The sequence below is a fragment of the Pseudomonas koreensis genome, assembly GCF_036668835.1.
GTDB classification, from domain to species: Bacteria; Pseudomonadota; Gammaproteobacteria; order Pseudomonadales; family Pseudomonadaceae; genus Aquipseudomonas; species Aquipseudomonas koreensis_I.
Genome location: NZ_JAZEVW010000012.1, coordinates 23,787 through 49,600, shown reverse-complemented (window position 1 = coordinate 49,600; position 25,814 = coordinate 23,787). Strand labels below are relative to the sequence as shown.

Sequence of the window (25,814 nt, the reverse complement as noted above, 5' to 3'; positions counted from 1 at the left end):
GCGTCGCGATCGCGCACACATTTTTCCGAAGATTGCCCGCGAGCAAATCGCTACACTGCGCCCATGTCGCGTGCCGGATGCACGCATGAGTCAACAGATCAGCGGGATGCAGGAGACAGGCGTGCTCAAGAAACTGGGGATCAAAGGTCGGGTATTGTTGCTGACCTTGTTGCCGACCAGCCTGATGGCGCTGGTGCTGGGCGGGTATTTCACCTGGACGCAGCAGTCCGACCTGCAGACCCAATTGATGCAGCGCGGCGAAATGATCGCCGAGCAACTGGCGCCACTGGTCGCGCCGGCCATGGGCCACGGCAACAACGAACTGCTTGAACGCATCGCCACGCAATCGCTGGAACAACCCGACGTGCGCGCGGTGACATTCCTCGCCGCGGATCGCTCGCCACTTGCCCACGCCGGCCCGACCATGCTCAATCAGGCGCCAAGCGGCGACAGCTCGCAACTGCAACGGCGCAGCGGCAATGACGCCACACGCTATCTGATGCCGGTGTTCGGCAAACACCGCAATCTTGCTGGCGAGCTGATCCCGGAAGAGTCCGACCGCCTGCTCGGCTGGGTCGAGCTGGAGCTGTCGCACAACGGCATGTTGCTGCGCGGCTATCGCAGCCTGTTCGCCAGCTTGCTGCTGATTGCCGCCGGGCTGGTCGGCGCGGCGCTGCTGGCGTTGCGCATGGGCCGCACGATCAATCGCCCGCTCGGGCAGATCAAACAAGCTGTCGCCCAGCTCAAGGACGGTCATCTGGAAACCCGCCTGCCGCCGCTCGGCAGTCAGGAGCTGGATGAACTGGCCTCGGGCATCAACCGCATGGCCGGCACCCTGCAAAATGCCCGCGAAGAATTGCAGCACAGTGTCGATCAGGCCACCGAGGACGTGCGGCAGAATCTGGAAACCATCGAGATCCAGAACATCGAGCTGGACCTGGCGCGCAAAGAGGCGCTGGAGGCGAGTCGGATCAAATCGGAATTCCTCGCCAACATGAGCCACGAGATCCGCACGCCGCTCAACGGCATTCTCGGCTTCACTCATTTATTGCAGAAAAGCGAACTGACCCCGCGCCAGCTCGATTATCTGGGCACCATCGAAAAATCCGCCGACAGCCTGCTGGGGATCATCAACGAGATTCTCGATTTCTCGAAAATCGAGGCCGGCAAACTGGTGCTCGACCATATTCCGTTCAACCTGCGCGATCTGCTTCAGGACACCCTGACCATTCTTGCCCCGGCGGCGCACGCCAAGCAGCTGGAACTGGTCAGTCTGGTCTACCGCGACACGCCACTATCGCTGGTCGGCGATCCGCTGCGGCTCAAGCAGATCCTCACCAACCTGGTCAGCAACGCAATCAAGTTCACCCGCGAAGGCACCATCGTCGCCAGGGCCATGCTTGAGGACGAACACGAAGACAGCGTGCAACTGCGCATCAGCATTCAGGACACCGGTATCGGCTTGTCCAATCAGGACGTGCGCGCGTTGTTCCAGGCCTTCAGCCAGGCTGACAACTCGCTGTCGCGCCAACCCGGCGGGACGGGTTTGGGACTGGTGATTTCCAAACGTTTGATCGAGCAGATGGGTGGCGAGATCGGCGTCGACAGCACGCCGGGCGAAGGTTCGGAATTCTGGATCAGCCTGAGCCTGCCGAAAACCCGCGACGACGCCGAAGACATGCCCGCCGCGCCCCTGCTCGGACGTCGCGTCGCAGTGCTGGAAAACCATGAACTGGCGCGTCAGGCCCTGCAACATCAACTGGAAGATTGCGGCCTCGATGTCACCCCGTTCAATACCCTCGAAAGCCTGACCAACGGCGTCACCGGCGCGCACCAGACCGATCAGGCGATCGATCTGGCGGTCATCGGCATCACCAGCAACGACATGCTGCCCGAGCGCTTGAACCAGCATATCTGGGACCTCGAACACCTCGGCTGCAAGGTGCTGGTGCTGTGCCCGACCACCGAGCAGACCCTGTTTCATCTGTCGGTGCCGAACCCGCACAGCCAGTTGCAAGCCAAACCGGCGTGCACGCGCAAACTGCGACGGGCCTTGTCCGATCTGGTCAACCCGCGCCAGCCACGTCATGAACCGGGCGAACCGCTGTCGAGCCGGGCGCCGAAAGTGCTGTGTGTCGACGACAACCCGGCCAACCTGCTGCTGGTGCAAACGCTGCTCGAAGACATGGGCGCCAAGGTCCTTGCGGTGGAAAGCGGCTATGCGGCGGTCAAAGCGGTGCAGACTGAATCGTTCGATCTGGTGCTGATGGACGTGCAGATGCCGGGTATGGACGGTCGCCAGAGCACCGAAGCGATCCGTCAATGGGAAAGCGAGCGGCACAGCACGCCGTTGCCGATTGTCGCCCTCACCGCCCACGCCATGGCCAATGAAAAACGCGCGCTGCTGCAAAGCGGCATGGACGACTACCTGACCAAACCGATCAGCGAACGGCAACTGGCGCAGGTGGTGCTGAAATGGACCGGTCTGGCCCTGCGCAATCAAGCGCCGGAGCGCGGCAGCGACAGCGCTGCGAAGAGCAATGAATTGCCGGTGCTCGATCACGAAGAAGGTTTGCGTCTGGCCGCCGGCAAGGCCGACCTGGCTGCGGACATGCTGGCAATGCTGCTTGCCTCGCTGGAAGCCGACCGCGAAGCCATCCGCGCCGCTCGCGACAGCCACGATCAGAACGCGCTGCTTGAACGCGTGCATCGCCTGCACGGCGCCACCCGTTACTGTGGTGTGCCGCAATTGCGTGCGGCCTGCCAGCGCAGCGAAACCCTGCTCAAACAGGACGACCCGAAAGCCACTCTGGCGCTGGATGAACTGGAACGGGCGATCAACCGACTCGCGGCGCAGGCGAAGATCAGCGCCTGATCCACGGCAATACCCGGCAGCGTGGTCAGCGCTACAGTGACTGCCGATGATTCACCCTGTCGATGTTCAAGGAGGATTGCATGCGCACCATCGTTTTCAGCAGCCAGACCTACGACCGCGACAGTTTCCTTGGCGCCGACTGCCCGGCGGGGATTGAGCTGCACTTCCAGCCGGCCCGGCTGAGTCTCGACACAGTGGCACTGGCTGATACGCATGAGGTGGTTTGCGCATTCATCAATGACGACCTCAGCGCGGCGGTGCTGGAACGTTTGGCCGCCGGCGGCACACGCCTGATCGCCTTGCGTTCGGCGGGTTACAACCATGTCGACCTGATCGCTGCCAAACGCCTCGGACTGGCCGTGGTGCGAGTGCCGGCGTATTCGCCGCATGCGGTTGCCGAACATGCGGTGGCGCTGATCCTCGCCCTGAACCGACGCTTGCACCGTGCCTATAACCGCACCCGCGAAGGCGATTTCAGCTTGCATGGCCTGACCGGTTTCGATCTGGTGGGCAAAACCGTAGGGATTGTCGGCACCGGGCAGATCGGCGCGACGTTTGCGAAAATCATGCACGGCTTCGGCTGTGAATTGCTCGCTTACGACCCGTATCCGAATCCCGACGTGCTCGCTTTGGGCGCGTGTTATCTGAGCCTGCCGGAACTGCTCGCGCAGTCGCGGATCATCAGCCTGCATTGCCCGCTCAATGAGCAGAGCAAGCACCTGATCAACCATGATTCGCTGGCGCATATGCAGCCCGGCGCCATGCTGATCAATACCGGGCGCGGCGGTCTGGTCGACACACCGGCGCTGATCGACGCGCTGAAGGACGGTCAACTCGGTTATCTGGGGCTGGATGTGTATGAAGAAGAGGCGCAGCTGTTTTTCGAGGACCGCTCGGACCTGCCCTTGCAGGACGATGTGCTGGCACGCTTGCTGACGTTTCCCAACGTTATCGTCACCGCGCATCAGGCCTTTCTGACGCGCGAGGCACTGGGTGCGATTGCCTCGACAACGCTGCACAACATCGCGACCTGGGCGGCAGGCACGCCGCAGAACCAGGTCGAAGGTTAGGCCGGGCCGGTTACTTCGGCGACAGCGAAGACGCCAGGATCAGCAAGGCCAGCCAGCCGAAACCGAACAGCCGCTGTTTCGCCGAATGGCCGTTGCGCAGCAGAAACCAGACAAACACCATCGGCAGCAGAAACACCATGATCTTCAGCCAGCCTTCCACCGGGCGGCTGCCGTCAGGGTTGGCGGTCTGTTCAAGCGCTTGCTCGGCCTGCTGACGACGGCGCCGTCCGGCCGCGGCCGGCATCACCTTGGGTAACGGCTCGGGCGTCGGCGCAATCGATACTTCGGGCACGGCTTTGTTACGTGGCAGGCTGCCAAAGGAAATCGTCGAGCTGGCTGCCGGTTTCGCCTGCATGGCGGCGTGTTCGGCCATCGGCGCCCCACAATGAATGCACACCAGCGCTTCGGAACTGATGCTCCGCTTGCATTCATAACATTCGATCAGCGCCATGTTCCGTTCCTTCAGATTCGGGGCCGGCAGTTTGCCATGAGTGCTGCCTGATTTGAACCGGATCGAAGGTCGCATGCGCGCATCATTCTGCAATCGAGCCCGTGCTAGCATGTCGCGCATATTTGGAGGACCCATGGTCGAACACGATTTCCGCTACACCCTGATGAACCCGCAACACACCCTCACCGAATGCCGCGCCCTCGTACCGGGCCGCTATCAGGTCACCGGCAACGGTGGCTCGATCCGCATCGGTGATGTCCTGCTGGTGACCCTCAAAGGCAGCAAGGATTTGTCCATGCGCCTGACCGTCGACACCGTCCGCCACCTGATCAACCCGCCGGGCCAATGGACCGCGATGACCACCGGCCCGCTGTTCGGCGAACTGGCGATCCACACCTGGCAGGTCAACTGCGACAGCTGCGGCAAAGCGCTGAGTTTTGAATTCGCGGTCGACGCCAAACTCGGCAAGACCGCAGAAAAACCCGCCGCTACCGCGCGCATCGCCGAGCTGGGCTGGCAAGCCGTGGGCGACAAGCACCTGTGCCCGAAATGCCAGGAGCCCGCGTGATGAAACGCTTTGCCCTGGCCGCTCTGGTCGGTATCGGTCTGGCGGGTTGCGCCGCCGAGCCTGTGCAATTGCAACACAACCGCAGCTACATTCTGGAATGGATCGGCGAGCGCCCGCTGATGGATTACAGCCATCTGACCGTGACGCTCGGCGACGATGGCCGCGCCTACGGCAACGGCGGCTGCAACCATTGGTTCGCGCCGTACACGCTGGAGGGCGACAAGCTGTCGTTCGGCAAGATCGGCAAGACCCGCAAACTCTGCGCCCCGGCGTTGATGGAGCAGGAAAAACGGTTTTTGCAGGCGCTGGAAAAGGTCGAGCGCTGGGACATCTCGCCGATCGAGCAGATGCGTTTCTGGCCGGCCGAAGGCAAGCCGTTGCGCTGGTGGCTGGAAGAGGGTTGAGCCTCAAGACTGCCAAAGCCCTCACCCTGGCCCTCTCCCAAGGGGAGAGGGAACTGATAGGGGGATGCTCAGGATTGGCGCCGACATGAACGTTATCTGGTGAATCCATAATCGACTCGGTGTCTCAGGTCGATGTAATTCGCCAGACACCTCGGTCGGCCCCCTCTCCCCCCGGGAGAGGGCTGGGGTGAGGGGCTTCTGGCGGCTTACTTCGTCGCCTGCAACGCCTCGAGTTTGGCCATCACCCCCGCTGCCGTCTGCTCACCCAGCAACTGCTCCCGCACCTTGCCCTTGTCGTCGATGATGTAAGTCACCGGCAATGCCTCACTGCGCGGCAATTCGAACAGCTCTGCCGGATCCTGCGCCAGCACGGTGAACTTGATCCCCAGTTTTTCACTGGCCTCTTTCAGCTCCGCGCCTTGCACGTTGTCGAAGTTGACGCCAAACACCCCCACGTTCTTGCTCTTGAGTTCGTCAGCCAGGTGATTGAGTTCAGGAATCTCCGTGCGGCACGGGCCGCACCATTCGGCCCAGTAGTTGAGCACCACCCAGTGTTTGTCGAGACGCTCGGATGCGACCTTCTGGCCGTTCTGGTCGATCCCGTAGTCATTGCCGCAGCCCCCCAGCATCAACGCCCCGATTACCGTCAATGCCGCTGCCAATCGCCGTGTCATGTCGTGTTCCTTGAGAAAATTCGAAGGCGCCTGCGACCCATCGCCTCTGACGGTTCTGGATTGCGCGCTGCACAGTTAGAATAGCCGCCACTTTACGCCAGAAGCGACCCGCCATGACCGATCTGACGCTTTATCACAATCCGCGCTGCTCGAAATCCCGCGGTGCGCTGGAACTGCTCGAAGCCCGCGGCCTGACGCCAACCGTGGTGCGCTACCTCGAAACCCCGTTGAATGCGGCGCAAATCAAGGCGCTGCTCGGCAAGCTCGGGATCAGCGCACGGCATTTGCTGCGCAGTGGCGAAGATGAATACAAAATGCTTCAGCTCGCGGATGAAAGCCTCAGCGAAGCACAATTGATCGACGCCATCGCTGCGCATCCGAAACTGATGGAACGGCCGATCCTTGAGGTCGGCGACAAAGCGGTCATCGGCCGTCCACCGGAAAACATTCTGGAGTTGCTGCCGTGAGCGCACCGTACATTCTGGTTTTGTATTACAGCCGCAGCGGCTCGACCAACGAGATGGCCCGGCAGATCGCTCGCGGTGTCGAGCAGGCCGGGCTGGAGGCGCGACTGCGCACGGTGCCGGCGATTTCCACCGAGTGCGAAGCCGTGGCCCCGGACATCCCCGCAGAAGGCGCGCTCTACGCGACACTCGATGACCTGAAAAACTGCGCCGGTCTGGCATTGGGCAGCCCAACGCGATTCGGCAACATGGCCGCCCCGCTGAAATATTTTCTCGACGGCACCAGCAACCTTTGGCTGACCGGCGCTCTGGTCGGTAAACCGGCCGGCGTGTTCACCTCCACCGCCAGCCTGCATGGCGGTCAGGAAACCACCCTGCTGTCGATGATGCTGCCGCTGCTGCACCACGGCATGCTGATCACCGGCCTGCCGTACAGCGAATCGGCGCTGCTGGAAACCGAGGGCGGCGGTACGCCTTACGGTGCCAGCCATCATGCCGGCGCCGATGGCAAGAGCGGTCTCGATCAGCATGAAGTGGCGCTGTGCCGCGCCCTCGGTCTGCGTCTGGCGAAAACCGCACAGAAACTGGTGGGCTGAGATGGCGAGGAAGCCGAAGATCCTGCCCTCAATCGAGTGGCTGGAACCGCGGGTGAAGGCGATGCGGGTGCTCAGCCTGCTGAGCTTTTTCGCCCTCGCCGGCCTGCTCGCGGCGTATTACCTGTGGTTCGCCGACCTGCACGGCGCGCGACCGTGGGTGATTCTGCTGGTCGAACTGATCCCGTGGCTGGTGCTCGCTCCGGCGATGATCATGGGCAGCGCCCGTGGCCATTCATGGATGTGTTTTGTGGTGAATCTGTATTTCATCAAAGGCGCACTGGCGGCGTATGACCCGAACCGGCAGTGGTTTGGTCTGCTGGAAATGGCGGCGAGCCTGGCGCTGTTCTGCTCGGCACTGCTGTATGTGCGCTGGCGTTATCAGCTCAATCGCAAGCTGGCGGGCGAAAGCGAAATCGCCGTCGCCTGAAAAACCGCTTTCGCGAGCAGGCTCACACATTTGAAATGCATTCTCTTGTGGGAGCGAGCCTGCTCGCGAATGCAGCGACGCGGTCTTAATGGTTCACGGTGTAGGCGAGCATCATCGAAATCTGGCTCATCGGCCGCCCGCCGCTCTGTTCGTGCCACTGATTGAACGCGTTCTGCACCGTCGCCAGATCGCGCAGGCTGGTCGGTACCTTGTCGACGATCTTCTGTGCATTCAACGCCGCCACCACGTCATAGCTCGGCACAAAAGTGTCCTTGCCAACCATGCGCAAAAAACGCGGCGCCGACAGCCCGCCCAATTGATGGCCGTGCTTTTTCAGGTAGGTCCACAGGCCGACGATATCGGTCACCGGCCACTCGGCGATCAGCGCACCGAAGCTGCCCTTGTCCTGTTCCACATCGAGAATGAACTGCGCATTGCGCGGCACGCTTTTCAGCTTGCCAAGGTGGCGGATGATCCGTGCGTCCTGCATCAGGCGCTCAAGGTGCTCGGCGCTCATCAGCACGACTTTTTCCGGATCGAACTTGAAGAACACTTCTTCGAAGGCCGGCCATTTCGCGTCGACCAGACTGTGCTTGAGGCCGGCACGAAAGACCCGCAGCGCCATGGTCGAGAGGTAGCGGTCGTCGCTGATCTTGCGCAATTGTGCAGGAGTTTTCGGAACAGGCAGATGGGCTTCCAGTGCAGCCGCCGAACCGAAACGGTTCAGACAGTATTCGTGCAGCCACTTGTAATCGCGCATGCCCTCTCCCGGGAATTGAAAGAAAATCCATTGTAGGAGTGAGCCTGCTCGCGATGGCGCTGTGTCAGTCGATATCAAAATATCTGACAGACCGCTATCGCGAGCAGGCTCACTCCTACAGGTTTTAATTAAAGGTTTACGACGTTGACGAAGCGCGACGCCGCGCGCTCGTCGATCTTCAGGCTGGTGAAGTCGAACAGGTTACGGTCGGCCAGTTGCGACGGGATGACGTTCTGCAGACTGCGGAAAATGCTCTCGGTGCGCCCCGGGGTCTTGCGCTCCCAGTCCTGAAGCATTTCCTTGACCACCTGACGCTGCAGGTTTTCCTGCGAACCGCAGAGGTTGCACGGGATGATCGGGAATTGCTTTAAGTCCGAGTAGGCCTGAATGTCCTTCTCGTTGCAGTACGCCAGCGGACGAATCACCACGTTGCGCCCGTCATCGGCGCGCAGCTTCGGCGGCATGGCCTTGAGGCTGCCGTTGAAGAACATGTTGAGGAAGAACGTCTCGACGATGTCGTCGCGGTGATGACCGAGGGCCATTTTGGTCGCGCCGATTTCATCGGCAAAGGTGTACAGCGTGCCGCGACGCAGGCGCGAGCACAGCGAGCAGGTGGTCTTGCCTTCCGGAATCAGCTCCTTGACCACCGAGTAGGTGTCTTTTTCGACGACGTGGTACTCGACGCCCAGTTCTTTCAAATAGGCCGGCAGCACATGCTCGGGAAAGCCCGGCTGTTTCTGGTCCATGTTCACCGCGACGATCTCGAACTTGATCGGTGCAACCTTCTGCAGGTGCAGCAGCACGTCAAGCATGGTGTAGCTGTCCTTGCCCCCGGACAGGCAGACCATGACCTTGTCGCCGTCTTCGATCATGTTGAAATCGGCGACTGCTTCGCCGGCCAGGCGGCGCAGGCGCTTTTGCAGTTTGTTCTGGTTGACCGTAAGAGTGCCCATGACGCGAAATCCGTGAGGTGTGACGAAAGGCCGGCATTTTACGCAAAAACCCCGTCGCTGTGGGGACGGGTTGTCGGTCGCCACAGTGCACTTCACACAGACCCCGAGGCGATTATCCGCCCGGTTTACAGCGCGATTTGCTCTAAGCCCCTGATACCGGTGCGGTTCAGTCCTTTCTATACTGCGACATAAGGTCGCATACGTCTGAAGACCTGTATTTGCTCGGCCGCCTGGCCCGTAGGCGCTCCGTTGGGGGGCGATGGCAATATCAAGAGGAGTGAATGGCATGATCCATCACGTAGTGGGACTGTTTACCCACCCCGATCAGGAATGGAAGGAAATCCGTGGCGACCAAGAGGAAAGCATCAGCCACATGTACCTCACGCATACGCTGATTCTGGCGGCGATCCCCGCCGTCTCGGCGTTTATCGGCACCACCCAGGTCGGCTGGGTGATCGGCAACCGCGCGCCGGTGATGCTCACGTTTGAAAGTGCGCTGTGGATGACGATCATGTCGTACCTGGCGATGCTCGGTGGCGTTGCGGTGATGGGCGCCTTTGTCCACTGGATGGCACGCACGTATGACGCCAACCCCAGTCTGGCCCGTTGCGTGGCCTTCGCCACTTACACCGCGACGCCGCTGTTCGTCGGCGGGCTTGCAGCGCTGTATCCGCACATGTGGCTGGGGATGATCGTCGGCACGGCGGCCATCTGCTACACGGTGTACCTGCTGTATGTGGGCTTGCCGACATTCATGAACATTCCTCCGGACGAAGGTTTCCTGTTTTCCAGCTCAGTGCTGGCGGTGGGCCTGGTGGTGCTGGTGGCGATCATGGCGTTTACCGTGATCGTCTGGGGCCTGGGCGTTGGCCCGGTGTACACCAACTGACGATATTCGCCGGGTGAGCGAGGCCGCCGCAAGGCGGCCTTGCCATTTGGGCGATGACCATTCGGCAGCTCGGCGATTCGCAAGCGCCCGGGGTTGCGGCATACTCGGCGTCTCTGGAGATCCATCAAGCATGCCCGAGCAACTCAATACCCGCGTCGAAGATTGTTACCAACTCGCTGAATCCTTTTTCAAACGTTCCTTCAAACGCCCCGTCGTCAGCCTCAAGCTGCGCGGGCAGAAAGCCGGCGTCGCGCATCTGCACGAAAACAAGCTGCGCTTCAATCCACAGCTCTATCGGGAAAACACTGAACACTTCCTCAAGCAGACCGTGGCCCACGAAGTAGCGCATCTGATCGCTCATCAACTGTTCGGCGACCGCATCCAGCCCCATGGCGAAGAATGGCAATTGATCATGCGTGGCGTATACGAACTGCCGCCGGATCGCTGCCACACCTATGAAGTCAAACGCCGCAGCGTGACCCGCTACATCTATAAATGCCCGTGTCCCGAGAGCGATTTCCCGTTTACCGCGCAGCGCCATAGCCTGGTGCGACAGGGGCGACGGTATTTCTGCCGGCGCTGCCGCACCACGCTGGTGTTCAGTGGTGAGATGCGGGTGGAATGACAGTTTTGCAGTGTATCGACTGGCCCCATCGCGAGCAGGCTCGCTCCCACAGGGTTTTCGTGAATGTCGCGGATCCATTGTGGGAGCGAGCCTGCTCGCGAAAGGGCCGGCACAAACACTAGAGAATCACCTTGGCGGAACGCAGCCCCGCAATCCGCTCAGCACTAAACCCCAACTCCCTCAGCACCTCATCCGTATGCTGCCCCAGCGCCGCCCCCACATGCCGCGGCGCCGGCAACGCTGCAGAAAACTTCAACGGACAGGCCATCTGCGCCTGCGCCGTACCCTCCCCACGCGGCACTTGCGTCACCAGTTCGCGTGCTTGCAACTGCGGATGACGTACAGCCTCACCGAGGCTCAACACCGGCTCGACACACGCATCGACCCCGGAGAACAACTCGCACAACTGCGCAAAATCATGCTTTTCAAATTCAACCCGCAACGCCTCCTTCAGCGCCTGCTGTTGTTCAGCTTTGGGTGACAAGCCCTGCGCCGCCAGTTCCGGTCGGCCCAGCGCTGCACACAAGGCTTGCATGAATGCCGGCTCCAGACTGCCGACCGACATCCAGCGCCCGTCCCGCGTGCGGTAATAGTCGTAAAAGCTGCCGCCATTGAGCATCTGATCTTCGCGCCCCGGCTCATCTTCGCAGGCCAGATAACCGGCGCCGGCCATGGCGTTCAGGCTGAACGCGCAGTCGGTCATGCTCACATCGACATGCGTGCCCTGCCCGGTTTGCTGGCGGGCGATGACCGCTGCGAGCAGGCCGATCACCCCGTGCAGCGAGCCACCGGCGATATCCGCCACTTGCATGCCCAACGGCAGCGGCCCGCTGTCGGCGCGTCCGGTGTAGCTGGCCAGCCCCGCCAGCGCCAGATAATTGATGTCGTGGCCGGCGCGGTCCTTATAGGGCCCGGTCTGGCCATAACCGCTGATCGACACGTAGATCAATCGCGGATTGAGCGCTTTCAGCGCCTCATAACCCAGGCCCAGACGCTCCATCACACCGGGGCGGAACTGTTCGAGGACGATGTCGTACTCGTTCAATAACCCGCGAATGATTTCCAGCGCCGCCGGCTGTTTCAAGTCCAGCGCGAGGCTGCGCTTGTTGCGGTTCAGGTAGGCGTGGCTGGCTGACACGCCGCCATCGTGCGGCGGCAATACGCGCAGCAGATCCAGGCGCGTCGGTGATTCGATGCGCAGCACCTCGGCGCCCATGTCCGCCAGCAATAACGAGGCGAACGGCCCCGGCAGCAGCGTCGAGAAATCGAGAACCTTCAGTGAGGCCAGCGGTGCGGACATGGGTGAACTCCTTGGTCGATGCACTCAGCCTAGGCAGCGATCAGCGCTGCGGCAATCACCGAAAATGTCAGCGGGTATGACCGTTGCGCTCAAAACGCAGGCATGAAAAAACCCGCCGAAGCGGGTTTTTCCAGGCAAGCGATGCTTATTTCACACTGCTTGGGGTTGCGCCTTCAGCCACTCCCAGGTCGTCTTCAGGACGGGTATCGGCGATACCGCGACCACCCGAAGCCAGTTCGGCTTGCAGTTGGTCGGTGTCCAGCTCCTTGACCCACTTGGCAACCACGATGGTCGCTACAGCGTTACCAACCAGGTTGGTCAGTGCGCGGGCTTCGGACATGAAGCGGTCGATACCGAGGATCAGCGCCAGACCGGCCACCGGCAAGTGCCCAACTGCCGACAGAGTGGCAGCCAGCACGATGAAGCCCGAACCGGTCACACCGGCTGCGCCTTTGGAGGACAGCAGCAGTACCAGCAGCAGGGTGATCTGGTGAGTGATGTCCATGTGCGTGTCGGTCGCCTGAGCGATGAACACCGCAGCCATGGTCAGGTAGATCGAAGTACCGTCGAGGTTGAACGAGTAACCGGTCGGGATCACCAGACCGACAACCGATTTCTTCGCGCCCAGACGCTCCATCTTGATCAGCATGCGTGGCAGCGCCGATTCCGACGAGGACGTGCCCAACACAATCAACAGCTCTTCACGGATGTAACGCACCAGCTTGAACACGCTGAAACCGTGAGCACGGCAGATCGCACCCAGCACCACGACCACGAACAGCACGCAGGTGATGTAGAAGCAGATCATCAACTGGCCCAGTTGCACCAGCGAGCCGACACCGTAGGCACCGATGGTGAAGGCCATCGCACCGAAGGCACCCAGCGGTGCCAGTTTCATGATCATGTTGATGATGTTGAACATCACGTGGGCGAAGCGATCGATCATGTCCAGCAGCGGACGACCGTACGAACCCAGGCGATGCAGGGCGTAGCCGAAGATCACCGAGAACATCAGCACTTGCAGGATGTCACCGGTGGCGAAGGCGCCGACGATGGTGTTCGGGATCACGTTGAGGAGGAAGCCGACGATGCTCTGGTCTTTACTGGCCGTCACGTAGGTGGCGATTTTCGAAGCGTCGAGGGTGGTGACGTCGATGTGCATGCCGGCGCCCGGTTGCACGACGTTGACCACGACCAGACCGATCAGCAGGGCAATGGTCGAAACGATTTCGAAGTACAGCAGCGCGTAGCCGCCGGTCTTGCCCACCGATTTCATGTTCTGCATGCCGGCGATGCCGCTGACAACGGTACAGAAGATGATCGGGGCGATGACCATTTTGATCAGCTTGATGAACCCGTCACCCAGCGGCTTGAGCGCCACACCGGTCTGTGGGTAGAAGTGACCGAGCAGGATGCCGATGGCGATGGCAACGATCACCTGGAAATACAGGGATTTATACAGTGGCTGACGAGTCGTCATTGCAGTTTCCTCAAGCGTCCCGCGACAACATCCATCTGTTGGACACGAAACCTTAATTGCGAACCCTCCTGCACTGGAGGGATTTGTTGTTGGAGCGGCGTTTTCCTACGGGATAAATGCACGCTTCTGTCGCTTGTATCGCAAACGCCGTGCCAGATTGGTGCGATGGGCAGCCAGCCTTTTGATATCAGGGCTCAGGGAGATGTTCATGTCACCGAGCGGTGACCTGTGCATGGCGGATTTCCGCCAACTAGCCCACCCTCGTCCTGCAATTTGGCGGAAATCCGCCTTGTTGCGCATTGGGCTCGCCGCTACCATCGGTCGCCTGAACAGGATCTGCCGCTCATGCGTGAACGCACCATCGCCAGTCATTTCGCCCGTGCCGCCCTCGGCGGCGCGCGCCGCCAAGGCTTTGATTATTCAGGCCTGCTCGAACAGTTGGGGATCAACCCGGAACTGCTTGAAGAACCACGTGCGCGCCTCGCACCGGAACAATTCGCCCGTTTGATCCAGGGCCTGTGGCTGGCGCTGGATGACGAATACCTCGGATTTGGCAACGCACCGAGCAAGCCCGGCAGTTTCGCCATGATGTGCCACGCCTCGATTCACTGCCGCAATCTGGAGAAGGCGCTGCAGCGCGGCCTGCTGTTTTACAGCCTGTTCCCGGACGCGCCACGGCTGACGTTGAGTCGCGAAGACGAATGGGTGCGTTTGAATCTCGATGACGCGCGGTTGTGGGATCCGGATCACTTTCTCACTGAAAGCCTGCTGGTGATCTGGCATCGCCTCGGCAGTTGGTTGATCGGCCAGCGGATTCGCCTCGAACAGGCGACTTTCAGCTACCCACGCCCCGGCCATGGCGCTGAATATGACTTGCTGTTCCCTTGCCCGCAGAGCTTCGGTGCCGAATACAGCAGCCTGCTGTTTCACAGCCGCTACCTGTCGATGCCGTTGTTGCAGGACGAGCGCACGCTCAAGCATTTCCTCGAACGCTCACCGGCGGACCTGCTTTCACGCCCGGACGACGGCGACAGCCTGAGCAGTCGCCTGCGCCGCTTGCTCAGCCGCGACAGCAGCAACTGGCCGGACCTCGACGCGGTGGCGACGCACTTGCACATCAGCCCGCAGACCTTGCGCCGGCATTTGCGCGAGGAAGGCACCAGTTTTCAGGAGTTGAAAGACCAACTGCGGCGGGATATCGCCATCTACCACCTGGGGCGCGCGGATCTGTCGTTGCAGCAGATTGCCGAGCAGTTGGGATTCTCTGAGCCGTCGGCGTTTCACCGGGCGTTCAAGAAGTGGACGGGGCTGACGCCGGGGGCTTATCGGGCGCGGGAGTTATAAGTGGAAAAATCAAAGGCCCCTCACCCTTGCCCTCTCCCAAAGGGAGAGGGGACTGATTGGGGATTGAATCCGAATGCGCAGCCATCGCCCAGGTCGATGATTTTCGCCAGACACTTCGGTCAGTCCCCTCTACCCCTGGGAGAGGGTTAGGGTGAGGGCAAGCTCCATTCACACCGCCGGAAAGTGAATCCTGAACGCCGCTCCGCCCATCGGCGAGTCGCCCAGCGCCAGCCGGGCGTTGTAGCTTTCGATGATGTCCTTGACCACCGCCAGCCCAATGCCCTGCCCCGGATGTTGCGCATCCAGACGCTCACCGCGCTCCAGAATCCGCGCGCGCTGATCCGGCGGCACGCCGGGGCCGTCGTCCTCGACGCACAGCTCGACCCCGGCCAGTGACTCGCGCACGCTGATGCGCACTTCGCCCAGACACAGGCGATAGGCGTTTTCCAGCAGGTTGCCGAGCATTTCCAGCAAGGCGCCCTGCTCGATCGGCACGTAGCAATGTTCCGGCAGATCAAAGGTCACGCGCACATGTTTGTCGCGATAGACCTTGTCCAGCGTGTCGCACAGGCTCTTGAGCACTGGTTGCAAGCGCACCTGATGGCGCACCAGACCGCTTTTGCGCAGGCTCGCCCGTTGCAGCTGATAGCTGATCTGCTGGCTCATGCGTTCGATCTGACTTTGCAGCACCCACGCCTGATCGCGCTTTTCCGGGCGCTGGGCCATGTCTTCGCTGACCCCTTGCAATACCGCCAGCGGGGTTTTCAGGCTGTGGGCCAAGTCATCCAGTGAGTCGCGGTAGCGGCTGCGCTGCTGACGTTCGCTGAGCAGCAAGCGGTTGAGCGAGCCGGTCAGGCGCAGCAGTTCGCGTGGATGTTTTTCGGTCAGGCTCTCGCGGGTGCCGCCCTCGATTTCGTCGAGCTCCTGGCTGAGGCGGCGCAAGGCCTTGAGACCCCAGGTCAGGCCGATCCACAGCAGCGCCAGCAACACCAGTAATGCCGCGCCAAAGCCCAGATAGAGATTTTCGCGCAGGCCTTCGAGGGTGGTTTCGTATTCGCGCACCGGTTGCAGGGCGACGATGCTGAACGCGGCGCTTTTGCCGCCGAGCAATTTCACTTCAACGTCGTAAACGAAGAACTCCTGACCATTGCTTTCGCGAATCCGCGCGAATTCGTTGCCGAGGCCGTCATAGCGCGGTTTGTAGTTGATCTGTTCTTCCTGAGTGGCCTTCGAGCGCCAGACCAGACGCCCTTCGCGATCGTAGATGTAGCCAAGCAAGCGGAAGTCCGTGAGATTGAAGCGCTCGTCCGGCAACTGCGAAGGCATCACCAAATGACCATTTTCCACCCGTGCGGCGGAGATCAACGTGGTGACGTCGGACGCCAGGCGTTGCTCGATCGAATCCTGCAAGGCCAGGCTGAACGCGCCCTGCATCGCCGGGAGCAAGGCGAGCATGAACAACACCGCCAACGTGGTGGCGGCGAGCATCAAACGTACGCGAAGAGAACGGATCAAGTGCAGCGCTCATTGAACAGATAGCCGAGGCCGCGCACGGTGTCGATCGGCTTGAACCCGGCCGGGCCTTCGAGCTTGCGGCGCAGACGGCCGACCAGCACTTCGATCACGTTCGGATCGCGTTCGTCGTCGTCCGGGTAGAGCTGTTCCATCAGGCGATCCTTGGGCACCACCTGCTGGTGGTGGCGCATCAGGTATTCCAGAATCCGGTATTCGTAGGCGGTCAGCGCCAGCGGTTGTTCGTCGAGGCTGGCCTGTTTGCGATTGAGGTCGAGCAACAACGGCCCGGCAACGATGGTCGACTGGGTGAACCCGCTGGAGCGCCGCAACAATGCGTTGAGGCGTGCGTCGAGCTCTTCGAACTGGAAAGGCTTGACCACGTAATCGTCGGCACCGGCGGCCAGGCCTTCGACCTTATCCTGCCAGTTGCCGCGCGCGGTAAGAATGAGGATCGGGAAGCTCTTGCCGCCCGAGCGCAACTGGCGGATCAGGTCGAGCCCGCCCATGCCCGGCAGGCCGAGGTCGATCACCGCCAGGTCGAAGTTGTACTGGCCGGTCTGATACAGCGCCTCCTCGGCATTGGCCACGGACTCGACCACATGACCGCTCTCAGTGAGGCGGGTTTGCAGGTGATGGCGCAACAGCGCTTCATCTTCGACGACCAACAGTTTCATAAAACTCTCCAGATCACTCGAAACATCCACATCCAACTGGGGGAGCGAGCTTGCTCGCGAATGCGGTTATTCAGTCAACGATGATGTTGAATGAAAGATCGCTTTCGCGAGCAAGCTCGCTCCCACAGGGTCCCGGGACAAATCGCTCCTTAGAAATAGTAGTTGGCCGACAGGTAAGTCTGTGCACTGCTGGTCAAGTCCAGCGAGCCCTGCTTGCTGCCGCCGCTCTCTTTCATCTCGGTGCTGGCGTTGCTGCGCAGGTAACGGTAACCGAGTTCGACGGAGGTGTTCTGCGAGACTTGCTGCAACACACCGAGCTGACCGCCGACGGCGTAACCGATGTCACTGTCGCGGCTGTAGCCTGGCGAGTCCTGAGTCAGCTTGGTCAGACCGGCCGTGGCGCCGCCGAACAGTTTGGTGCTGCCGCCCACCGGGTAGAACAGATCGTAGCTGCCCAGCAGATTTTCCTGGCGCAGTTTAATGCCATTGTGCGAGCCCGACACGTTGTCGTAAGTGGCGTAGTAGCGGCCCTGGCTGTTTTGCTGACCGAGGCGCACGCCGTAGGTGTTGTTGCCGTCGATGGCACCGGTGGCGTTCGGGTGATCGAGGTTGTTGTTCAAGGAGCGGGACTTGTCGATCTTGTCACTGGTCTGGCCGAAGGTCAGGCCGGCGAAGTTCGAAGACGTGTCGGCCTGGGCCGCGATACTGGCGCTCATGACGCTCAAAGCCAGCAACAGTTTGTTCAAACGAGTCATGGGTAGTTCCTCTTGCACAGTGCTGTTGGGGTATGGCGCAAGAGTACTGAGCGCCCCCTGTACCGGCCCTGAACCGTCTCTGAACCTGACCTGAATCAAATCGACTAGGCTGTTCTGACCACTTTCGCGAAGGAGACCGATCATGCGCGTGTTACTTGCCCTCACTTTGCTGGCCGTCAGTAGCCTCACTCAGGCGGCGATCAAGACCGAAGAAATCCCCTACCAGAGCGCCGACGGTACAAAACTGATCGGTTACTACGCCTATGACGACGCCATCAAAGGCAAGCGCCCCGGTGTCGTCGTGGTTCACGAATGGTGGGGGCTGAACGATTACGCCAAGCGCCGCGCGCGTGATCTCGCCGCGCTGGGCTACAGCGCGATGGCGATCGATATGTACGGCGACGGCAAAAACACCGAACACCCGAAAGACGCGATGGCGTTCATGCAGGCGGCGACTCAGGATGCGGCGGCGGCCAGCAAACGCTTCGAGGCAGGGCTGAACCTGCTGAAGAAACAAGCGCAGACCGACGCGGATAAAATCGCTGCGATCGGCTATTGCTTCGGCGGTGCCGTGGTGTTGAACGCGGCGCGTCAGGGTGTGCCGCTGGCGGGTGTGGTGAGTTTCCATGGCGCCCTGGCCACCAAGACCCCGGCAACGCCCGGCAGCGTCAAAGCGAAGATTCTGGTCGAGCACGGTGCACTGGACAGCATGGTCACCGCCGACAACGTTACCGCGTTCAAGGCGGAAATGGACAAGGCCGGGGCCGACTATAAATTCGTCAGCCTTGACGGCGCCAAGCATGGCTTCAGCAATCCGGATGCGGATCGCCTGAGCCATGGCGAGCATGGCGGCCCGGATATTGGTTACAACAAGGCAGCAGACGAAAAATCCTGGGCGGACATGCAGGCGTTTTTCAAGCAGATATTCATCTGACCCGGCAATGACCGAGGCGCGGCCATCGCGAGCTGGCTCGCTCCCACAAGGATGATCTGTGCGGCGGTTGGGGAGCGAGCCTGCTCGCGCAGGCTGCACCGCCGTTCTCGACCTTGCCTCGACTAACCGGCAAAATGCCCGCCATGAATTTCATCCCCGCCCTTCCCGCTTGCTGCACCGCGCTCGACAGCCATTGGCCGTTGCCGACCGTGTTGCCCGACACCGTGCTGATCAGCACGCAATTCGATCCGGCCCAATTGCTGGCTGATGATTTTCAGCGCAGCGCGATCGTGGCGCCGCCGAGCATTCAACGCTCGGTAGCCAAGCGTCAGGCCGAGTTTCTCGCCGGGCGGATTTGCGCCCGGGCGGCGCTGCAACAATTGCAAGGCAACAGCGCGGTCCCGGCGATCGGCGAAGATCGCGCACCGGTGTGGCCGGCGCACATTTGCGGTTCGATCACCCACAGCACCGGCCACGCCGCAGCGATTGTTGCCAACAAGCAGCACTGGCGTGGCTTGGGCATGGATCTGGAAAACCTGCTGAGCGATGAACGCGCCGAGCGTCTGGCCGGGGAAATTCTCACGCCAGCGGAAATGCAGCGCATGGCCACCGGTTCGCAGGATTTGCGGGCGCTGTGGGTGACACTGACGTTTTCGGTCAAGGAAAGCCTGTTCAAGGCGCTGTACCCGATCGTGCAGCAGCGCTTTTATTTCGAGCATGCCGAAGTGCAGGAATGGACCGAGGCTGGCGCGGTGAGGTTGCGCTTGCTGACGGATTTGTCCAGCGAATGGCGCAACGGCACGGAGCTGGAAGCGCAGTTTGCGGTGCTGGATGAACAGGTGTTGAGCCTGGTCAGCATTCCTGCCTGAAGATGTGCATTGCCTGGCCCGCCCCTTCGCGAGCAGGCTCGCTCCCACATTTGAAATGCAGTCCCCTGCTCGCGAAGGCGGCATCAAGGCCACCACACAACCTACCGGCGCTCCTGATTCCTCGGCCAGCTCAAACTGAAACACGCCCCACCCAGACTCTTGCTCTTGCCGATGATCGCCCGGCCGTCATGCCAGTGAATGATTCGCCGCACGATCGACAAGCCCAGCCCATGCCCGCCCGACGCCCGCGTGCGGCTGTCATCCAGGCGCAGGAACGGCGTGAAGATTCGCTCCCAGGCCACTTCCGGCACACCCGGGCCGTCATCCTCGACATCGACCCGGCAGCGTAATTGCCCGACCTGATAACTCACCGTCACATTGCCACGGGCGTGGCGCATGGCGTTGCTCACCAGATTCTGCAAGGCGCGGTGCAGATAACGCGGCTCGGCCTCGACCCAGGCATCGTCATTATCGGCGGCGGACAGGCACAAACCGCGCTGCACGGTGACTTCGGCGCGCAGTGGCGCCAGCTCTTCGATCACTTGATTGACCAACGCATCAAGGTCGACACGCTGGAAGGTCAATGCTGGCGAACCTTGCTCCAGCCGTGCATAGGTGAGCATTTCATCGACCAGCTTATCGAGGTCCTCGATGTCGTGGTCCATGCCTTCGCGGTACTTTTCCAAAGCTTGCGGCGTGGTCGCCGAGCCGATCATCTCCAGACCGAAACGCAAACGCGCCACCGGCGTGCGCAATTCGTGTGACACCGCGCGCACCAGTTCGCGCTGGATCGCCAGCAACTGTTGCAGATGCTCGGCCATGCCATTGAACGCCGAAGCCAGGCGCCCGACCGAGTCGGCACCGCGCGCCGGCACCCGGGTTTCGAGGCTGCCCTTGGCGATGCGCGTGGCCGCCGCTTCGAGACCGCGCAGACGCCGCTCGAGCTGGCGCACCAGCAGATACACGATCAGCCCGATCAAGGTCAGGCCCAGCGCGGCGATCAGCACCAGCCATTCCGGCGGGTACGGGTTCATCTGATACAACGGGCCGATTTCCAGCACCCACGGCGTGCCGACCATGCCGGCGAACACGCGGATCGAATCGCCGCCCTTGCCCAGCGCCATCACCGTGTCGCCCTCCGAAACGCGACGGCTCTGGTCCTCGTCCATGTCAGCGTCGTTCACCGTGACCAGGCGCAAGTCAAACCCAAAGCCCTTCTCTTCCTTTATCTGCGCCAGACGTTTGGGCTGCTCGGCAACCGGCACCCTTACCAGTTCATCGGCCAGCAGATAGATTGTCGCCCGCGCCAGTTGCTCGCTGATTTGCTGCACCTCACCGGTGAGCACCAGTTGTTCCTTGTCGCTGACCAGTCGATAGACCCTGGCCGCATGCGGCCCGGTCTGCTCGACCAGCGCCTGCCCGCGCTGCACTCGGGTGCGCTGGGTCAGATCGAGGTCCGTTTCGGTAAATTTCTTCAGCGCCAGCGGGATGCCGAGCAAACGCTCCCACACCAGCAGCGCGCGATGGCGCTCGGTTTCGTTCATCGGTTGCAGATTGTCGGCCATCAGCGAAAACGTGCCGTGGGCCAAACGTTCGCGGTATTGCTCGCTGCGCACCTGATTGAGCAGGTGCAGCGCCAGCACGCCGAGCACAGCGACCAGAATCAGCGCGGCGCACATCCCGCCATAGATGCGCAGAAAGATCGAGTTCACAACGCAAGGTCTACGCAGGCTTCGGGAACGAACAGATAGCCTTTGCTGCGGATGGTTTTGATCAGGCGCGGATGGTCGGGGTCGTCGCCGATTTTCGGGCGGATCCGCGAAATGCGCACATCGATCGAGCGGTCCTGGCCGTCGTAGCCGATGCCGCGCAATGCGGTGAAGATTTCTTCGCGGGACAGGATGCGCCCGGCGTTGGCGACCAATAGCCAGAGCAGGTCGAATTCGGCGCTGGTCAGCTCGATGCCGTGGTCATTCAGCCAGGCCTCGCGCAAGGCGTTGTCGACCACCAACGGCCCGAATTGCAGACGGCGGGATTTTTCCGCGGCAGGCTCCGCGCTGTCACTGCGTCGTAGCAAGGCCTGGATTCGCGCCAGCAACAAGCGCGGGCGCACCGGTTTGCACACGTAATCGTCGGCGCCAAGGTCCAGCCCTTGAATCTGATCGGCGTCGTCGGTGCGCGCGGTGAGCATCAGAATCGGCCCGTCGTACTGACTGCGCACCTTGCGACAGATGCTCAGACCGTCTTCACCGGGCAGCATCAGATCGAGGATGACCAGATCCGGCTGTTCCTTGATGATCCGCGCCGCCGCCAGCGCGCCATTGCCTTCGATATTCACGCGCAATCCATTGGCTTGCAGGTAGTCACGCGTCAGCTCGGCCAGACGCTGGTCATCCTCGACGATCAATACCTCAAAGGCTTGTTGCTCCACCGGTGACCTCTGCTGGCTGTTGTTATTGATAATGGAGGATCTCATGACTAACACGGGACCTGTAGGAGTGAGCCTGCTCGCGATAGCGGTGAATCAGCCAATAAGGGTGCTGACTGGAAAGACGCTATCGCGAGCAGGCTCACTCCTACAGGTTTTTCGCCATCCTCCCGTCTTTTTGTCATGTTCGAGGAGGATAAGAATGCCTGCGCACCCAGCGCTTGTATAAACGCCGATCATCCGGAAAACAAGTCGGTAAATGCGTTCGGACCAGGCGAAAAATTGTGGTAGGGTTCGCGCCCTTAAAAAACCGCTGAAGCGTTTTTTCCGGGTAAAAAAACAGTGACAAACGGTCTGGCTCAGCGGGTTCGCGGCCTACACGCGTTTTCCCTGTTTCTTACACAATTTACGCACAGGCTTATCCACAGCTCGTACGTTGCAAGCCCCCTCAAAACGCATTATCTTGTAGCACGGCGAAAACAGAGACCCTACATGTAGGGTTTTTGCCTAAAGCGCCCAACCACATTTCAGACCTGAAACTCAAGCGCTTTATTGCGAGTTTCCGGTTGAACGAAGCAAGTTTTTCAAAGCCCAAACCGCGCTTGCGGATGGCACCGTTTTTTTAGTTCCAGGCGGACAAAACGGTATGGGTGTTGCAGTCATTACTGTCACCCGGGAAGGAATCCGGTTTCGGGCATTGTCCCGCAGCCAGAACTTCGGCAGGGACGCGGCGTTGCAGCCTTTTTCGTCTGTTCCGAAGTGGTAATTGCCGACGTTGGTCGGTTGCAGTGCTTCGGTACAGAACGGTGAGCACCATGACGGTGCCAAACAAACATAGAGAATGTGGAGACCACCCCCCATGCAAACCGACACAACTCGCGAGAACCCGCAGGGCACCTTGCCGCAGGCCGCCGATTCGACTTCGGATCTGGCAGCTACCGCGCCTGGCCAGCTGCGCGTGATCAAGCGTAATGGCACTGTCGTTCCTTACACCGATGACAAGATCACCGTCGCTATCACCAAAGCGTTTCTCGCAGTTGAGGGCGGCACCGCTGCCGCTTCGTCGCGAATCCATGACACCGTGGCCCGCCTGACCGAACAGGTCACCGCAACCTTCAAGCGTCGCATGCCATCGGGCGGCACCATCCACATCGAAGAAATCCAGGACCAGGTCGAACTGGCCCTGATGCGTGCCGGCGAGCAGAAAGTGGCCCGTGACTACGTGATCTACCGTGACGGTCGTTCGAAAGAACGCGCTGCCCACGCGCCGGCCGAAGCCGCCGTCAACGCACACCCATCGATCCGCATCACCCGCACCGATGGTAGCCTGGCGCCGCTGGACATGGGCCGCCTGAACACCATCGTCACCGAAGCCTGCGAAGGCCTGGAAGAAGTCGACGGCGACCTGATCCAGCGCGAGACCCTGAAAAACCTCTACGACGGCGTGGCCCTGACCGACGTCAACACCGCACTGGTCATGACCGCACGTACCCTGGTCGAGCGTGAGCCGAACTACTCGTTCGTCACCGCCCGCCTGCTGATGGACACCCTGCGCGCCGAAGGCCTGGGTTTCCTCGGTGTCGCCGAAAGCGCCACTCACCACGAAATGGCCGACCTGTACGCCAAGGCATTGCCGGCTTACATCGCCAAAGGTATCGAGTTCGAACTGCTGAACCCTGTGCTGGCCTCCTTCGACCTGGAAAAACTGGGCAAGGCGATCAACCACGAGCGCGATCAGCAATTCACCTACCTGGGCCTGCAGACCCTGTACGACCGTTACTTCATCCACAAGGATGGCGTGCGTTTCGAACTGCCGCAGATCTTCTTCATGCGCGTGGCCATGGGTCTTGCAATCGAAGAGAAGCAGAAAGAAGACCGTGCGATCGAGTTCTACAACCTGCTGTCCTCGTTTGACTACATGGCGTCGACTCCGACCCTGTTCAACGCCGGTACCCTGCGTCCACAGCTGTCGAGCTGCTACCTGACCACCGTGCCGGATGACCTGTCGGGCATTTATCACGCGATCCACGACAACGCCATGCTGTCGAAATTCGCCGGTGGCCTGGGCAACGACTGGACCCCGGTGCGTGCCCTGGGCTCGTACATCAAGGGCACCAACGGCAAGTCGCAAGGCGTCGTGCCGTTCCTCAAAGTAGTGAACGACACGGCTGTGGCCGTGAACCAGGGTGGCAAGCGCAAAGGCGCTGTGTGTGCCTACCTGGAAACCTGGCACATGGACATCGAAGAGTTCATCGAGCTGCGCAAGAATACCGGTGACGATCGTCGTCGTACCCACGACATGAACACCGCCAACTGGATCCCTGACCTGTTCATGAAGCGCGTCTTCGATGACGGCAAGTGGACCCTGTTCTCGCCATCCGAAGTACCGGACCTGCACGACCTGACCGGTAAAGCCTTCGAAGAGCGCTATGAGTACTACGAAGCGCTGACCGAATACCCCGGCAAGGTCAAGCTGTTCAAGACCATCCAGGCCAAAGACCTGTGGCGCAAGATGCTGTCCATGCTGTTTGAAACCGGCCATCCATGGCTGACCTTCAAAGACCCGTGCAACCTGCGCAGCCCGCAGCAGCACGTCGGCGTGGTCCACAGCTCGAACCTGTGCACCGAGATCACCTTGAACACCAACAAGGACGAGATCGCCGTTTGCAACCTGGGCTCGATCAACCTGCCGAACCACATCGTCGACGGCAAGCTCGATACCGCCAAGCTGCAACGCACCGTCAACACCGCCGTGCGCATGCTCGACAACGTGATCGACATCAACTACTACTCGGTGCCGCAAGCGAAGAACTCCAACTTCCGCCACCGTCCGGTCGGTCTGGGCATCATGGGCTTCCAGGACGCTTTGTACCTGCAGCACATCCCTTACGGTTCCGACGCGGCCGTCGAGTTCGCCGACAAGTCGATGGAAGCGGTCAGCTACTACGCGATCCAGGCCTCCTGCGACCTGGCCGACGAGCGCGGTGCGTACGAGACGTTCAACGGTTCGCTGTGGTCCAAGGGCATCCTGCCGCTGGATTCGCAACAGATCCTGATCGAACAGCGCGGCCAGAAGTACATCGATGTCGACCTGAACGAAACGCTGGACTGGGCACCGGTTCGCGCCCGTGTGCAGAAAGGCATCCGTAACTCGAACATCATGGCCATCGCACCGACCGCGACCATCGCCAACATCACCGGCGTATCGCAGTCGATCGAACCGACCTACCAGAACCTGTATGTGAAATCGAACCTGTCGGGCGAGTTCACCGTGATCAACCCGTACCTGGTTCGTGACCTGAAAGCGCGCGGCCTGTGGGACTCGGTCATGATCAACGACCTGAAGTACTACGACGGTTCGGTTCAGCAGATCGAGCGCATCCCGCAAGAACTCAAAGAGCTCTACGCGACCGCGTTCGAAGTGGACACCAAGTGGATCGTTGACGCCGCCAGCCGTCGTCAGAAGTGGATCGACCAGGCCCAGTCGCTGAACCTGTACATCGCCGGCGCCTCGGGCAAGAAGCTCGACGTGACCTACCGCATGGCCTGGTACCGTGGTCTGAAAACCACCTACTACCTCCGTGCCCTGGCCGCGACCAGCACCGAGAAGTCGACCATCAACACCGGCAAGCTGAACGCTGTTTCCAGCGGCGGCAACCACGGCGATGATTCGGTCCTGGCCGCTCCGGCAGGTCCGGCACCAGTGCCAAAGGCCTGCGCGATTGACGAGCCGGATTGCGAAGCTTGCCAATAAGCTGA

General features: G+C 60.9%; 24 protein-coding genes. 13 read left to right on the top strand and 11 right to left on the bottom strand.

Annotation, left to right across the window (positions count from 1 at the left end; translation table 11 throughout):
* Window positions 1–121: 121 nt before the first annotated feature.
* A complete protein-coding gene (locus V6F91_RS25045; RefSeq protein WP_332769270.1) occupies window positions 122–2,875 on the top strand; it encodes a response regulator in 2,754 nt (917 codons plus the stop codon).
* 80 nt (window positions 2,876–2,955) lie between these two features.
* Complete coding sequence (locus V6F91_RS25040) at window positions 2,956–3,945, top strand: 2-hydroxyacid dehydrogenase (RefSeq protein ID WP_332769216.1); 990 nt, start codon at window positions 2,956–2,958, stop codon at window positions 3,943–3,945.
* A 10-nt stretch (window positions 3,946–3,955) separates the two neighbouring features.
* Here V6F91_RS25040 and V6F91_RS25035 read toward each other — a convergent pair whose 3' ends face one another.
* Window positions 3,956–4,396, bottom strand: a complete 441-nt coding sequence (locus tag V6F91_RS25035) for a hypothetical protein (protein ID WP_332769214.1) — start codon at window positions 4,394–4,396, stop codon at window positions 3,956–3,958.
* Window positions 4,397–4,529: 133 nt separating this feature from the next.
* Here V6F91_RS25035 and V6F91_RS25030 point away from each other — a divergent pair, with 133 nt between their 5' ends.
* The gene (locus tag V6F91_RS25030; RefSeq protein WP_203419085.1) at window positions 4,530–4,964 is read left to right on the top strand and encodes a hypothetical protein; all 435 of its coding nucleotides are present in this window, start codon (window positions 4,530–4,532) and stop codon (window positions 4,962–4,964) included.
* Window positions 4,964–5,368 carry an META domain-containing protein gene (locus tag V6F91_RS25025; RefSeq protein ID WP_332769210.1) on the top strand — a complete coding sequence of 135 codons (405 nt, stop codon included), beginning with the start codon at window positions 4,964–4,966 and terminating at the stop codon, window positions 5,366–5,368. The genes V6F91_RS25030 and V6F91_RS25025 overlap by 1 nt, the downstream gene beginning before the upstream one ends.
* Before the next feature lie 206 nt (window positions 5,369–5,574).
* On the opposite strand, the gene V6F91_RS25020 is transcribed toward V6F91_RS25025, so the two are convergent.
* Window positions 5,575–6,042, bottom strand: a complete 468-nt coding sequence (locus tag V6F91_RS25020; RefSeq protein WP_258448342.1) for a TlpA disulfide reductase family protein — start codon at window positions 6,040–6,042, stop codon at window positions 5,575–5,577.
* 113 nt (window positions 6,043–6,155) lie between these two features.
* Between V6F91_RS25020 and arsC the strand changes: the two genes are divergently transcribed.
* From arsC to V6F91_RS25005, 3 genes are read left to right on the top strand one after another with little or no spacing between them, the layout of a single operon-like run.
* Window positions 6,156–6,509, top strand: coding sequence for an arsenate reductase (glutaredoxin) (arsC, locus tag V6F91_RS25015; protein ID WP_332769206.1), 354 nt, complete (start codon window positions 6,156–6,158; stop codon window positions 6,507–6,509).
* Entirely contained in the window at window positions 6,506–7,102 is a 597-nt protein-coding gene (gene wrbA / locus V6F91_RS25010; protein WP_090285324.1) for an NAD(P)H:quinone oxidoreductase, read from the top strand. The genes arsC and wrbA overlap by 4 nt, the downstream gene beginning before the upstream one ends.
* A 1-nt stretch (window position 7,103) precedes the next feature.
* Complete coding sequence (locus tag V6F91_RS25005) at window positions 7,104–7,529, top strand: DUF2069 domain-containing protein (protein WP_332769203.1); 426 nt, start codon at window positions 7,104–7,106, stop codon at window positions 7,527–7,529.
* Window positions 7,530–7,614: 85 nt separating this feature from the next.
* On the opposite strand, the gene V6F91_RS25000 is transcribed toward V6F91_RS25005, so the two are convergent.
* Together V6F91_RS25000 and ttcA are read right to left on the bottom strand one after the other, a co-directional pair.
* Window positions 7,615–8,289, bottom strand: coding sequence for a DNA-3-methyladenine glycosylase I (locus V6F91_RS25000; RefSeq protein WP_332769201.1), 675 nt, complete (start codon window positions 8,287–8,289; stop codon window positions 7,615–7,617).
* A 128-nt stretch (window positions 8,290–8,417) separates the two neighbouring features.
* Entirely contained in the window at window positions 8,418–9,242 is an 825-nt protein-coding gene (gene ttcA / locus V6F91_RS24995; protein WP_332769199.1) for a tRNA 2-thiocytidine(32) synthetase TtcA, read from the bottom strand.
* A 286-nt stretch (window positions 9,243–9,528) separates the two neighbouring features.
* Between ttcA and V6F91_RS24990 the strand changes: the two genes are divergently transcribed.
* Both V6F91_RS24990 and V6F91_RS24985 read left to right on the top strand, forming a co-directional pair.
* Entirely contained in the window at window positions 9,529–10,131 is a 603-nt protein-coding gene (locus tag V6F91_RS24990) for a Yip1 family protein (protein WP_090285332.1), read from the top strand.
* Window positions 10,132–10,261: 130 nt separating this feature from the next.
* Complete coding sequence (locus tag V6F91_RS24985; protein ID WP_090285334.1) at window positions 10,262–10,756, top strand: SprT family zinc-dependent metalloprotease; 495 nt, start codon at window positions 10,262–10,264, stop codon at window positions 10,754–10,756.
* A 118-nt stretch (window positions 10,757–10,874) separates the two neighbouring features.
* On the opposite strand, the gene V6F91_RS24980 is transcribed toward V6F91_RS24985, so the two are convergent.
* Entirely contained in the window at window positions 10,875–12,056 is a 1,182-nt protein-coding gene (locus tag V6F91_RS24980; RefSeq protein ID WP_332769195.1) for a CaiB/BaiF CoA-transferase family protein, read from the bottom strand.
* Window positions 12,057–12,201: 145 nt separating this feature from the next.
* Complete coding sequence (locus V6F91_RS24975; protein ID WP_332769193.1) at window positions 12,202–13,536, bottom strand: dicarboxylate/amino acid:cation symporter; 1,335 nt, start codon at window positions 13,534–13,536, stop codon at window positions 12,202–12,204.
* Between the two features lie 345 nt (window positions 13,537–13,881).
* Between V6F91_RS24975 and V6F91_RS24970 the strand changes: the two genes are divergently transcribed.
* The gene (locus V6F91_RS24970; RefSeq protein WP_332769191.1) at window positions 13,882–14,880 is read left to right on the top strand and encodes an AraC family transcriptional regulator; all 999 of its coding nucleotides are present in this window, start codon (window positions 13,882–13,884) and stop codon (window positions 14,878–14,880) included.
* A 168-nt stretch (window positions 14,881–15,048) separates the two neighbouring features.
* Here the strand turns inward: V6F91_RS24970 and V6F91_RS24965 are convergent, their stop codons facing one another.
* The 3 genes from V6F91_RS24965 to V6F91_RS24955 form a co-directional block, all read right to left on the bottom strand.
* On the bottom strand, window positions 15,049–16,395 hold the full coding sequence (locus V6F91_RS24965) for an ATP-binding protein (protein WP_332769189.1): 1,347 nt from the start codon (window positions 16,393–16,395) through the stop codon (window positions 15,049–15,051).
* Window positions 16,392–17,069 (bottom strand): response regulator, encoded by a 678-nt coding sequence (locus V6F91_RS24960; RefSeq protein ID WP_332769187.1) that lies wholly within the window; start codon window positions 17,067–17,069, stop codon window positions 16,392–16,394. Before V6F91_RS24960 ends, V6F91_RS24965 begins: the two co-directional genes overlap by 4 nt.
* A gap of 149 nt (window positions 17,070–17,218) precedes the next feature.
* Window positions 17,219–17,824: an outer membrane beta-barrel protein gene (locus tag V6F91_RS24955; protein ID WP_090285344.1), complete on the bottom strand. Its 606-nt coding sequence runs from the start codon at window positions 17,822–17,824 to the stop codon at window positions 17,219–17,221.
* Window positions 17,825–17,966: 142 nt separating this feature from the next.
* Between V6F91_RS24955 and V6F91_RS24950 the strand changes: the two genes are divergently transcribed.
* Window positions 17,967–18,758: a dienelactone hydrolase family protein gene (locus tag V6F91_RS24950; RefSeq protein ID WP_332769183.1), complete on the top strand. Its 792-nt coding sequence runs from the start codon at window positions 17,967–17,969 to the stop codon at window positions 18,756–18,758.
* A gap of 143 nt (window positions 18,759–18,901) precedes the next feature.
* Window positions 18,902–19,627, top strand: a complete 726-nt coding sequence (locus tag V6F91_RS24945) for a 4'-phosphopantetheinyl transferase family protein (RefSeq protein WP_332769181.1) — start codon at window positions 18,902–18,904, stop codon at window positions 19,625–19,627.
* A 101-nt stretch (window positions 19,628–19,728) separates the two neighbouring features.
* Here V6F91_RS24945 and V6F91_RS24940 read toward each other — a convergent pair whose 3' ends face one another.
* Together V6F91_RS24940 and V6F91_RS24935 are read right to left on the bottom strand one after the other, a co-directional pair.
* Complete coding sequence (locus tag V6F91_RS24940; protein WP_332769179.1) at window positions 19,729–21,339, bottom strand: ATP-binding protein; 1,611 nt, start codon at window positions 21,337–21,339, stop codon at window positions 19,729–19,731.
* Complete coding sequence (locus V6F91_RS24935; RefSeq protein ID WP_332769268.1) at window positions 21,336–22,058, bottom strand: response regulator; 723 nt, start codon at window positions 22,056–22,058, stop codon at window positions 21,336–21,338. Before V6F91_RS24935 ends, V6F91_RS24940 begins: the two co-directional genes overlap by 4 nt.
* Window positions 22,059–22,914: 856 nt before the next feature.
* On the opposite strand from V6F91_RS24935, the gene V6F91_RS24930 reads away from it, so the two are divergent.
* On the top strand, window positions 22,915–25,809 hold the full coding sequence (locus V6F91_RS24930) for a ribonucleoside-diphosphate reductase subunit alpha (protein ID WP_208940140.1): 2,895 nt from the start codon (window positions 22,915–22,917) through the stop codon (window positions 25,807–25,809).
* The last annotated feature ends 5 nt before the right edge of the window (window positions 25,810–25,814 follow it).

Bases quoted from the DNA above. Each gene is read 5' to 3' on its own strand.
- V6F91_RS25040 (WP_332769216.1), top strand. From the start codon at position 2,956: ATGCGCACCATCGTTTTCAGCAGCCAGACCTACGACCGCGACAGTTTC.
- V6F91_RS25035 (WP_332769214.1), bottom strand. From the start codon at position 4,396: ATGGCGCTGATCGAATGTTATGAATGCAAGCGGAGCATCAGTTCCGAA.
- V6F91_RS25030 (WP_203419085.1), top strand. From the start codon at position 4,530: ATGGTCGAACACGATTTCCGCTACACCCTGATGAACCCGCAACACACC.
- V6F91_RS25025 (WP_332769210.1), top strand. From the start codon at position 4,964: ATGAAACGCTTTGCCCTGGCCGCTCTGGTCGGTATCGGTCTGGCGGGT.
- V6F91_RS25020 (WP_258448342.1), bottom strand. From the start codon at position 6,042: ATGACACGGCGATTGGCAGCGGCATTGACGGTAATCGGGGCGTTGATG.
- arsC (WP_332769206.1), top strand. From the start codon at position 6,156: ATGACCGATCTGACGCTTTATCACAATCCGCGCTGCTCGAAATCCCGC.
- V6F91_RS25005 (WP_332769203.1), top strand. From the start codon at position 7,104: ATGGCGAGGAAGCCGAAGATCCTGCCCTCAATCGAGTGGCTGGAACCG.
- V6F91_RS25000 (WP_332769201.1), bottom strand. From the start codon at position 8,289: ATGCGCGATTACAAGTGGCTGCACGAATACTGTCTGAACCGTTTCGGT.
- ttcA (WP_332769199.1), bottom strand. From the start codon at position 9,242: ATGGGCACTCTTACGGTCAACCAGAACAAACTGCAAAAGCGCCTGCGC.
- V6F91_RS24990 (WP_090285332.1), top strand. From the start codon at position 9,529: ATGATCCATCACGTAGTGGGACTGTTTACCCACCCCGATCAGGAATGG.
- V6F91_RS24985 (WP_090285334.1), top strand. From the start codon at position 10,262: ATGCCCGAGCAACTCAATACCCGCGTCGAAGATTGTTACCAACTCGCT.
- V6F91_RS24980 (WP_332769195.1), bottom strand. From the start codon at position 12,056: ATGTCCGCACCGCTGGCCTCACTGAAGGTTCTCGATTTCTCGACGCTG.
- V6F91_RS24975 (WP_332769193.1), bottom strand. From the start codon at position 13,536: ATGACGACTCGTCAGCCACTGTATAAATCCCTGTATTTCCAGGTGATC.
- V6F91_RS24970 (WP_332769191.1), top strand. From the start codon at position 13,882: ATGCGTGAACGCACCATCGCCAGTCATTTCGCCCGTGCCGCCCTCGGC.
- V6F91_RS24960 (WP_332769187.1), bottom strand. From the start codon at position 17,069: ATGAAACTGTTGGTCGTCGAAGATGAAGCGCTGTTGCGCCATCACCTG.
- V6F91_RS24955 (WP_090285344.1), bottom strand. From the start codon at position 17,824: ATGACTCGTTTGAACAAACTGTTGCTGGCTTTGAGCGTCATGAGCGCC.
- V6F91_RS24950 (WP_332769183.1), top strand. From the start codon at position 17,967: ATGCGCGTGTTACTTGCCCTCACTTTGCTGGCCGTCAGTAGCCTCACT.
- V6F91_RS24945 (WP_332769181.1), top strand. From the start codon at position 18,902: ATGAATTTCATCCCCGCCCTTCCCGCTTGCTGCACCGCGCTCGACAGC.
- V6F91_RS24930 (WP_208940140.1), top strand. From the start codon at position 22,915: ATGCAAACCGACACAACTCGCGAGAACCCGCAGGGCACCTTGCCGCAG.